The sequence below is a fragment of the Micromonospora sp. KC213 genome, assembly GCF_004348325.1.
GTDB lineage: Bacteria > Actinomycetota > Actinomycetes > Mycobacteriales > Micromonosporaceae > Micromonospora.
Genome location: NZ_SMKF01000068.1, coordinates 19,237 through 28,477, shown reverse-complemented (window position 1 = coordinate 28,477; position 9,241 = coordinate 19,237). Strand labels below are relative to the sequence as shown.

The window sequence follows — 9,241 nt, the reverse complement described above, 5'->3', positions numbered from 1 at the left end:
GGCGGGGGAGACGCCTCGGGACCGCCGCAGCCCGTACCGGTGGTGAGAAGCAGTACGGAGAGAAGCGTGAACGCGGGGCGCGAGGGCGGCATGGCGTTGATCGTTCCAGTCCGGTGCAATCACCCGCCGGGCATCCCCGGGGCGGTCGGCGGGTTGGCCTCGCTGTCTACCGCGTCAGCCATGTGAGCGATCAAGCCGTGGCACCTGATGGTCCTGACCCCTCGCTGTCATCTGCCGTTGACGGCGGAGCACGACGACTGGCAGCGGTCCCCCGGATCGCCGAGCCGGCGGTCAGGGGACGCCGGGGGCAGGTTAGCGTCGGGGCGTGACCTCCCGATCCCCACGTGTCCTGCCCGCCGAGTCCGGCATCGCCGAGGCCGCCGCCGTGCTACGCGACGGTGGCCTGGTGGCGTTCCCCACCGAGACGGTCTACGGGTTGGGCGCGAACGCGCTCGACGCCCGGGCCGCCGCGCGGATCTTCGAGGCGAAGGCGCGGCCCAGCTTCGATCCCCTGATCACGCACCTGGCCGACACCGCCGACCTGGAGAAGTTGGCCGGTCCGGTGCCGGCGGCGGTCGCCGCGCTGGCCGGGCGATTCTGGCCAGGGCCGCTGACCCTGATCGTGGACCGGCCGGCGGCGATTCCACCCATCGTCACGTCCGGGCTGGACACCATGGCGGTGCGGGTGCCGGACGAGGCGTCCGCGCGGGCGTTGATCCGGGCCGCCGGGGTGCCGGTGGCCGCGCCCAGTGCGAACCGGTTCGGGCAGCTCAGCCCGACCCGGGCCGAACACGTGGTACGAGGGCTGGGCGCGGCGGTGGAGGTGGTGCTCGACGGTGGCCCCACCCGGTGCGGCATCGAATCGACCATTGTGGACGCGCGAGGTCCGCAGCCGGTGGTGTTGCGGCTCGGTGCGCTCGCCGTGGAGGAACTGGCCGCGGCGGTGGGGCCGGTGCGCGTACGGCCGGGCCACTCCGGGCAGCCGGTTGCGCCGGGGACGCTGGCCGCGCACTACGCGCCGCGTACCCCGTTGCGGGTGGTGTCCGGCGTGGAGCCGCCGCCCGGCGACGGCCGTCGGCGGGGCTTTCTGGCCTTCCAAGAGGCCCCGGCTGCCGGGTACGCGGCGGTCGAGGTGCTCTCGTCCGATGGGGACGTGACGGAGGCCGCCGCCCGGCTCTTCGACGCCCTGCACCGGCTCGACGCGGCCGGAGTGACCGAGATCCACGCCGAGCCGGCCCCGGAGGAGGGGGTCGGCCGGGCGATCAACGACCGGCTGCGCCGCGCCGCCGCCACCTGGGACACCGTGGACTGACGCTCGCGTGCATGGGCCCGCCATCCGGGGGTACGGATGTGTGACGACGACCCCCCGGAAAGTGAGGTGTGATCATGCCGACCGCACGCGACATCATGACCGCAGACGTGACCTGCGTCCGCGAACAGGACGACCTGCGCACCGCCGCCAAGCGGATGGCCGAACTCGGGGTCGGTGCGCTGCCGATCTGCGGCGACGACAACCGGCTCAAGGGCATGCTGACCGACCGCGACATCGTGGTTAAGGTGCTCGCCCAGGCGAAGGACCCGGCCAACGTGACCGCCGGTGAGCTGGCCCAGGGTGAGGCGGTGACGATTGGCGCCGACGACGACGCCACCGAGATCCTGCGCACGATGGGCAAGCACAAGGTACGCCGGCTGCCGGTGATCGACGGGCACCAGCTCGTCGGGATCGTGGCGGTGGCCGACGTGGCCCGGTCGCTACCGGAACGCCCGGTGGGTGACCTGATCGAAGCCATCTCCGAGCGGAGCTGACCCGGATCCACCACCGGTCGCCGCCCTCCGGCTCGGCCGGCAGGGCGGCGACCGTACGAGGAGACGCCGTTGCGGCGTCAGGACGGCGGCGTCAGCGGCACCGTCTCGCCTCGGGCGATCGTCCGCACCGCCGAGACGAACCCGCGCCGCTTCGCTTCCGCCACGAAGTGCCGCAACGGAGAGCGGAACACCGGGTAGTCGTCGTAGTGGATCGGCACGGTCAGCTTCGGCCGGATCAGCTCCACCACGTCGGCGCCCTGCTTCGCGTCCATGGTGAGCAGGATGCCGGCGATCCGGGTACCGCCCAGGTGGATCAGCATCGCGTCGACGTCGGGGAACCGCCGTGGGATCTCCGCCAGCCGCGCCGTGCGCAGGGTGTCGCCGGTGACGTAGAGGCGGAACCGGTGAGCGCCCGCCCGTTCCAGGTCGATCATCGTACCCATCACCTCGGGTAGCAACCGGTCCAGCGGCCCCGGCCCGTGCTGGCCGGGCAGCGCGGTCAGGCGCAGCGCGCCGTCGCCCCGGCGCAGCTCGCGCGACTGCCAGGTGGGCAGACCCTCGGCGGCCCCGAACCCCCAGCGGCGCAGCGTACGGCTGGCCGCCGGGGTGGTGACGATCGGCAGTTCCCGGTCGAGTTCCCGGCGGGCCACCCGGTCGAAGTGGTCGCCGTGCAGGTGGGACAGGACCACCGCGTCCAGGGTGGGTAGCTGCGCGACGGTCAACGCCGGCTCGGTGCTCCGCTTCGACCACAACCCCTTGCCCAGGTACGCCCGCTGCCCCCGGTGCAGGAAGTTCGGGTCGGTGAGCAGGGTGAACCCGCCGATCCGCAGCAGCGTCGTCGCGGTGCCGACGAACGTCACCTCAGCTGTGTCCATGGTCATCCCCGGTCCGTACCCTCGATCCGTCGGTCGAAGCCGGTGGCGGGTTGACGCCGGGCGGTGGCGGAAGACGGTCGACCAGCCGGGTGAGGGCCCCGTTGGCGAACGTCGCGCCCAGCGCCGACCCGGCGGCGATGCCCCACCCGACCGGGCCGAGTGGGGTGCAGCCGAAGAACTGGCTGACGCCGGGGGTCTGCACCACTGCGGCCAGCACCCCGATCGAGGCGGCGGTGGAGGCGAGCACGGTCGGAGCGGTTCCACCCGCCAGCACCGTCTGGCCGAGCTGGGTGCCGACCAGCGACACCAGCGCCACCGTGCCGGCCCGACGTTCCCGCCAGCCGGTGTGCCGGGCCAGGGTCCACCCGGCGGTCGCGCCCAGGGTGGTGGCGGCGGCCCGCAGGCTGATCTCCTTGGTCATCGTCTCGCCGAGGGAGGTGTCCGGGCCTTCCCGCAGCAGCCCGTCGGCGTGGTCCGCCCCGGGCGGCCGGACCGCGATGGCCAGCGCCGGCGCGAGGTCGGTGAGCAGGTTCACCAGGAGCAGTTGCCGGGCGGTCAGCGCCGAACGGCCGGTGATGGCGGCGGTCAGCACGCTGAACGCGATCTCGCCGAGGTTGCCGCCGACCAGGATGCTCAGCGCGTGGCGTACCGACGACCACATCGCCCGACCCTCCACCAGGGTGGCGATGATGGTCTCCAGCCGATCGTCGGTGACCACCAGGTCGGCGGCGGCACGGGCGGCGGGGGTGCCCCGCTGGCCGAGAGCGATACCGACGTCGGCCAGCCGGATCGCCGGCGCGTCGTTGGCACCGTCCCCGGTCATCGCCACCGTTCGACCGTGCTTCTGCAACACCTGGATGATCCGCACCTTGTGCGCGGGGGTGCAGCGGGCCACCACGTCGGTGCGGGACAGCCGCTCGGCGAGGGCGTCGTCGTCGAGCCGGTCCAGTTCGGCGGCGGTGGCCACCCGCTGCTCTTCGTGATCCGGGCTGATGATCGAAGCGATCGCCGCGGCGGTCGCGGGATGATCGCCGGTGATCATGATGGTGTGCACGCCGGCCTGCCGGATCCGGCGCACCGCCGGCGCCGCGGACTCGCGTACCCCGTCGGCCAACGCCACGTAACCGACGAACACCAGGCCGGTCACCCGCTCGTCGGTCACCTGTTCGGCACCCGCGCGGCACTCGGCGACGGCGAGGATGCGGTGTCCCGCCCCGGCCCGGTCGGCGAGCATGGCGTGCAGCCCGTCCCGGCTCTCGTCGTCCAGCGGCTCGTCCCGCCCGTCGGGGGTACGCCACGCGCCGCACCGGGGTAGCACCGTCTCCGGTGCGCCCTTCACGCTGAGCAGCAGCCCGCCGTCGGCGCGTCCGACGGTGGCGTGGTAACCCCGGGACGGCTCGAACGGCAGGCCACCGACCGCCTCCCAGCCGTCCGCACCGGTCCGCTCGGTCACCCCGGCGTCCCGGGCACCGTACCGGACGGCCCGGTCGGTGTGCTGCGGCAACTCGTCCGGGTTGTCCGCGTACGGGGTGGCGCGCAACGCGACGGCGAGGATGCTCCGCAACCCGTCGTCGAGTTGGTCCACCGGGGCGTAACGGTCGTCGTCGCCGACCCCGGCCAGCAGCAACCTGCCCTCGGTGAGGGTGCCGGTCTTGTCGAAGCAGAGCACGTCGACCCGGCCCAGCGCCTCGATGGTGCGCGGGTTGCGCACCAGCGCGCCGTGCTCAGCCAGCCGCCGGGCTGCCGCCAGTTGTGCCGCGCTGACCAGGAACGGCAAGCCTTCGGGCACCGACGCCACCGCCAGGTTCGCCGCGGTCGCCGCCGTCTCCGCCAGCGGTACGCCCCGCAGCAGCCCCGTCCCGGCGACGGCGATCGCCGAGCCCGCCGCCAGCGGCACCGCCGCGCTGGTCAGCCGGCCGAGCCGGGCCTCCACCCCGCTGGCCGGGGGCGCCTGCCGGGCCAGCGCCAGGCTGCGGCCGGCTTCGGTGTCGGCGCCGACCGCCACCACCACGGCGGTGCCGTGACCGGCCGCGATGGTGGTGCCCTCGTACAGCATCGAGTGCCGGTCGGCGACGACGGCGGCGACCACCGGCTCGGCCGACTTGTCCACCGGCAGCGACTCCCCGGTCAGTGAGGACTCGTCGGTTTCCAACCCGTCGCCGGTCAGCACCCGGCAGTCCGCCGGCACCGCGTCCCCGGTATTGAGGACGATCACGTCGCCGGGCACCAGGTCGTCGGCGGCGAGCACCTGCTCGGCGCCGTCGCGGCGGACCCGGGCGGTGACCGCCGAGCGGGACAGCAACGCGGCCAGGGACCGTTCGGTGCTGCGCCGGTGCACCGCCCCGACCAGCGCCGACCCGCCCACCACCCCGCCGACCAGGGCGGCGTCGGCCAGCGACCCGACGGCGGCCGACAGCACCGCCCCGGCGGCCAGCACCGGGGTGAGCGGATTGGACAGCTCGTCGACGAAGGCGCGCAGCAAACCTCCCGAGCCGGGCGTACCCGTGGGGGTCGCGCCGTGCCGGCGGCGGGCCTCGGCGTCGGTGAGCCCGTCCGGTGTGGTGTCGAGGTGGCGCAGCACCGTCTCCACGGGCATCAGGTGCCAGGCGGTGGTGGCCGGCGCGGGCGTCCCGGTCGGGTCGGGCATCCGGTGCGCCCGCCACACGCCGTGCGCGAAGGCCAACGCGGCGGCCCCGTTCACCGCGGCCAGTGCCCGGCTGGGCAACTGTCTGGGGTCGGCGGTGAACGCGCCGAGCGCGCCGAGCCCGGTGCCGGCCATGGCGAAGTGGATGCTGCGCCGGGTCATCTGTCGGGCCGTCCCCACCGCCTCCATCAGCAACGCCGGGATCCGCAGGTCGGTGCCGACGAGCAGGTGGGCGCCCCAGGGCGGCAGATCGTCCGGGGCGGCAACGCCGAGCCCACAGTCGGACGCGGCGAGTGCCGCCCGGTCGCCGGAGACCAGCATCACCACCGCGCCGTCGCGTTGCAGGGCACGCACCGAGTCGGCGAGCCGCGCCCCGCCGGGGAGTACGGCGTCGGCGAAGTCGTACCGCCGGGGGTCGTCGGCGGCCACCACCAACCGCAGACCGGCCTGCCGGGCGGCGGTGGGGAGCAGGTCGACACCGGGCGCGGGTTCCGGGGCGACCCGGATGACGGCGGCGAGTCGGCCGGCGTGGGCGAGGCCGAGGAGCAGGCCGCCGCCGGCGCGCAGTCGCCGGCTGTCCGGGGTGTCTCCCGGGTCGTCGGCGTCCAGTCCGCCCAGCGGCCCGAGCCGCCAGCCGTTCTCGTCCCGGACCGCTGCCGGCTCGTCCGGGGTGAAGAGGGCGAACGCGCGGGCGGCGACCTCGCCGGTGTCCGCCGCGGCCAGCGGAGCCAGGTCCGCCAGCACGCCCCGCTCGGAGCCGAGGACGGCGGCGTCCAGCACCACCGTGTCGATCCGGTCGAGTTCCCGCAGCACGCTGCGGTCCATCGCGATCACGCCCCGACGGGCCAGTATCCGGCCGAGTTGGGCGGCGTACCCCTCACGGCCGCTGCCCGGGGCCTTGGGCAGCGAGGTCAGGCCGAGCGCGGCGGCCCGTTTCCAGCCGACGAGCGGGAACGCCGCCGCCGTGGCGACCGCACCGGCCCCGAGCGCCCAGTTGACGTACCGTTCGGCGGGGCCGTCCGGCTTCGGGCACGGCCGTTCGGCCGCCGGGGAGCGGGCGACGGCCCGCTGCGGATCCCCGGTCAGTCGCGGCTCGGCCCGGTTCCAGGCGGAGAGTTGCGCCCGGGCCTCACCCCACTGGACGATCCGCTGCACGCCGTCCAGCACGATCCCGGCCCAGCCGCCGGCGAGACCCTGCGCCACCGCCTCGGCCAGCGGGAAGATCACGTCGGCGCGGGGGTCGGCGCGTAGCCCCCGGTCGGCGAGGGCGTGCAGTTTCGGATGCAGGTCGACGGCGGTGAGCAACCCGGACACCTCACCGGGCACCGGGGCGAACGGCAGGATCCGGGTGGCCGCCGAGAGGGTCAGACCCAACGCGTCGGAGACCAGCGCACCCAGCGTGCGGGGGGTGCGCGGCCCCTCCTCGGGCGGGTGCGGCGGCGGGATGTCTGGGTCCGGCTCGTGCGGGCACGCCCGTTCCGTCCGGGCCACCGTCGCGATCAGGTCACGCAGCGTCGGCTTCGGCTCCTCGACGGCCACCACCACCCGGCCGGAGGGGGCGTTCACCCGAGCCCAGGCCACCCCGGGTATCCGTTCCAGGGCCTGCTCGACCTGGCGGGCCAGCCGGTCGCCGCCGTCCTGGCAGACGCCGTGCACCTCGATGTGGTGCCGGCCGTTCCGGGACCAGACCCGGCGTTTGGTCAGGCCGGACGCGCGGACCAGCCGGGACGCGACCGCGCCGACGGTACGGGAGGCGTCGACGACCAGGGGCGGCACCGGCGGACGCACCTGGTCGGCGAGTCGGCCCAACGTGGTCATCGAGCGGTACGGCCGAGCCGTCGGCCCCGCTCCCCGCCGTCCACGCCGCCGCCGCTGCCGTACGCCATCTCGCCTCCCGCGTTGTCCGGCGGCCTGCCTTCCCACCGTTACGTCCGTTATGCCGCCGGTACGGGGGAAGTTTCCGCAGCCGGTGGGGCATGGACGCCGGTGGCGGTGGAATCCGGGGACGACCGACGAGCAGGGGAGGCCCGGATGAGCACGATCACGCGACATCTCAGCGGCGGTCACGAGACGGTGCACGCCTACAACCGGCGGGTCGAGGTGCCGGTGCTGGGTGCGGTGGCGGTGCCGCCGCCGGACAAGATCGCCTACTACGCCGGCCTGGGAGTGTTGGCCGCGTTCCAGGTCATCGAGTGGCCGCTGGCGTTGGTGATCACCGCCGGGCACCTCCTTGCCGACCAGCACCTCTCCGGCCTGGTCCGGGGGATCGGCGAGGCGCTGGAATCGGCCTGATGAGAGCTGGCTCACCATTGACCTCAAGTCGGGTTCAGGTCGCAGGCTGAACCCATGGCGATCGAACCGTTCCGGTACGCAACGAGTCGGGACCGCACCATCTGGTACCCGTACCGGCCCGGACGGCCACCGTCGCGTCCGCGGCGGACGCCCGGCTCGCTGGCCGGTCGGTGACGGCCACCGCGTCGGCCGAGGCACCCAGCCCGGTCGCCCACCTGTACGACCCGCGGCTGCGCGCGATGACCGTGGGCATCGTCGCGCTGGTGTCCCTGCTGGCCTTCGAGGCGCTGGCGGTGGGCACCGCGATGCCCACGGTCGCTCGGGCCCTGGACGGGCTGCCCCTCTACGCGCTCGCCTTCGGCGGGACCTTCGCCGCCGGGGTGTTCGCCATGGTGCTCTCCGGCATCTGGTGCGACGTGCGGGGGCCACGGGTGCCGATGTGGAGCGGCGTCGGGCTGTTCGTGGTGGGGTTGCTGCTGGCCGGCAGCGCGGCCGGGATGGGGCAGCTTGTCGTCGGTCGGGCGGTGCAGGGTTTCGGCTCGGGTCTGCTCTCGGTCGCGTTGTACGTCGTGGTCGGGCAGGCGTACCCGGAGCGGTTGCGACGGAAGGTGTTCGCCGCGTTCGCCGCCGCCTGGGTCGTACCGTCACTGGTCGGCCCGGCGCTGGCCGGGCTGATCGTCGAGCACCTGGGCTGGCGGTGGGTCTTTCTCGCCGTACCGGCGGTGGCGGTGCCGGCGGCGCTGCTGGTCCAGCCCGGTCTGCGGGGACTGCGCCGACCGGCCGTGGCGAGGCTGCCCGTCGGGGCGTTGGCGCGGATCGGTTGGGCGGCCGGGGCGGGGGTGAGCGCCGCACTGCTGCACCACGGGGGGCAGCAGCGCGGCGCGTCCGCCGTACCGCTGGTGGTGGCCGCGTTGGTCGGCCTGGCCTGCTGTGCGCCCCGGCTGCTGCCGGCCGGTTTCCTGCGGGCCGGGCGCGGCCTGCCCACGGTGATCGGGCTGCGGGGGCTCGCGGCGGCGGCGTTCGCGGGAGCCGAGGTGGTGATCCCGCTGATGCTCTCCCGGGAACGGGGTTTCTCGCCGACCTCCGCCGGTCTGGTGCTCACCGTCGGCGCGCTGGCCTGGTCGGTGGGCTCCTGGTTGCAGGGACGACTGCCCGCGCCCCGCTCGTCGGCGACATTCCCGCGCGCCGGCCTGGCCTGCGTCACCGTCGGCGCGGCCTTGGTCACCCTGTCGGTGTGGCCGGCGCTGCCGGTGGCGGTCGCGGTGTGCGGCTGGGCGGTCGCCGGGGCCGGGATGGGGCTGCTCTACCCGTCGCTGTCGGTGCTCACCCTGGAGCTGTCCGCCCCGCAGGAGCAGGGGCGCAACAGTTCGTCGCTGCAACTGGGCGACTCGCTTTTCGCCGCCACCGTACTGGCGCTCACCGGTGCGGTGCTCGCCGCCGGCCCGGTGCCGGGACCCGGTGAGTACGCCGCGATGCTCGCCGTGGCCGCGTCCTGCGCTCTCCTCGGCCTCATCCTGGCCCCCCGCGTCACCCTGTCACGCTGACCCGCCCTGCCGATCATGAGATTGGCCGTGCGCGGTGTGTGTGGCGGTGTCAGACGGCAAGTTCATGATCGACGGCTTGA

6 protein-coding genes are annotated in these 9,241 nt (G+C 74.6%); 4 read left to right on the top strand and 2 right to left on the bottom strand.

The annotated features are described in order from the left end of the window. The first annotated feature begins 349 nt into the window (after positions 1-349). Both E1166_RS15855 and E1166_RS15850 read left to right on the top strand, forming a co-directional pair. Positions 350-1,312 (top strand): L-threonylcarbamoyladenylate synthase, encoded by a 963-nt coding sequence (locus tag E1166_RS15855; RefSeq protein WP_132339678.1) that lies wholly within the window; start codon positions 350-352, stop codon positions 1,310-1,312. Positions 1,313-1,386: 74 nt separating this feature from the next. Beyond that, entirely contained in the window at positions 1,387-1,806 is a 420-nt protein-coding gene (locus tag E1166_RS15850) for a CBS domain-containing protein (protein WP_132264515.1), read from the top strand. Between the two features lie 77 nt (positions 1,807-1,883). Here E1166_RS15850 and E1166_RS15845 read toward each other — a convergent pair whose 3' ends face one another. After that, a complete protein-coding gene (locus tag E1166_RS15845; RefSeq protein ID WP_132339670.1) occupies positions 1,884-2,687 on the bottom strand; it encodes an MBL fold metallo-hydrolase in 804 nt (267 codons plus the stop codon). Beyond that, a complete protein-coding gene (locus E1166_RS15840; RefSeq protein WP_132339668.1) occupies positions 2,668-7,143 on the bottom strand; it encodes an HAD-IC family P-type ATPase in 4,476 nt (1,491 codons plus the stop codon). The genes E1166_RS15845 and E1166_RS15840 overlap by 20 nt, the downstream gene beginning before the upstream one ends. Before the next feature lie 213 nt (positions 7,144-7,356). On the opposite strand from E1166_RS15840, the gene E1166_RS15835 reads away from it, so the two are divergent. Together E1166_RS15835 and E1166_RS15830 are read left to right on the top strand one after the other, a co-directional pair. Beyond that, on the top strand, positions 7,357-7,617 hold the full coding sequence (locus E1166_RS15835) for a hypothetical protein (RefSeq protein ID WP_132264522.1): 261 nt from the start codon (positions 7,357-7,359) through the stop codon (positions 7,615-7,617). 170 nt (positions 7,618-7,787) lie between these two features. Further along, positions 7,788-9,161, top strand: coding sequence for an MFS transporter (locus tag E1166_RS15830; RefSeq protein WP_243710372.1), 1,374 nt, complete (start codon positions 7,788-7,790; stop codon positions 9,159-9,161). Positions 9,162-9,241: the final 80 nt, after the last annotated feature.

Excerpts from the sequence above, each read along its gene's own strand:
- E1166_RS15850 (WP_132264515.1), top strand. The coding sequence starts at position 1,387 with ATGCCGACCGCACGCGACATCATGACCGCAGACGTGACCTGCGTCCGC.
- E1166_RS15845 (WP_132339670.1), bottom strand. The coding sequence starts at position 2,687 with ATGACCATGGACACAGCTGAGGTGACGTTCGTCGGCACCGCGACGACG.
- E1166_RS15840 (WP_132339668.1), bottom strand. The coding sequence starts at position 7,143 with ATGACCACGTTGGGCCGACTCGCCGACCAGGTGCGTCCGCCGGTGCCG.
- E1166_RS15835 (WP_132264522.1), top strand. The coding sequence starts at position 7,357 with ATGAGCACGATCACGCGACATCTCAGCGGCGGTCACGAGACGGTGCAC.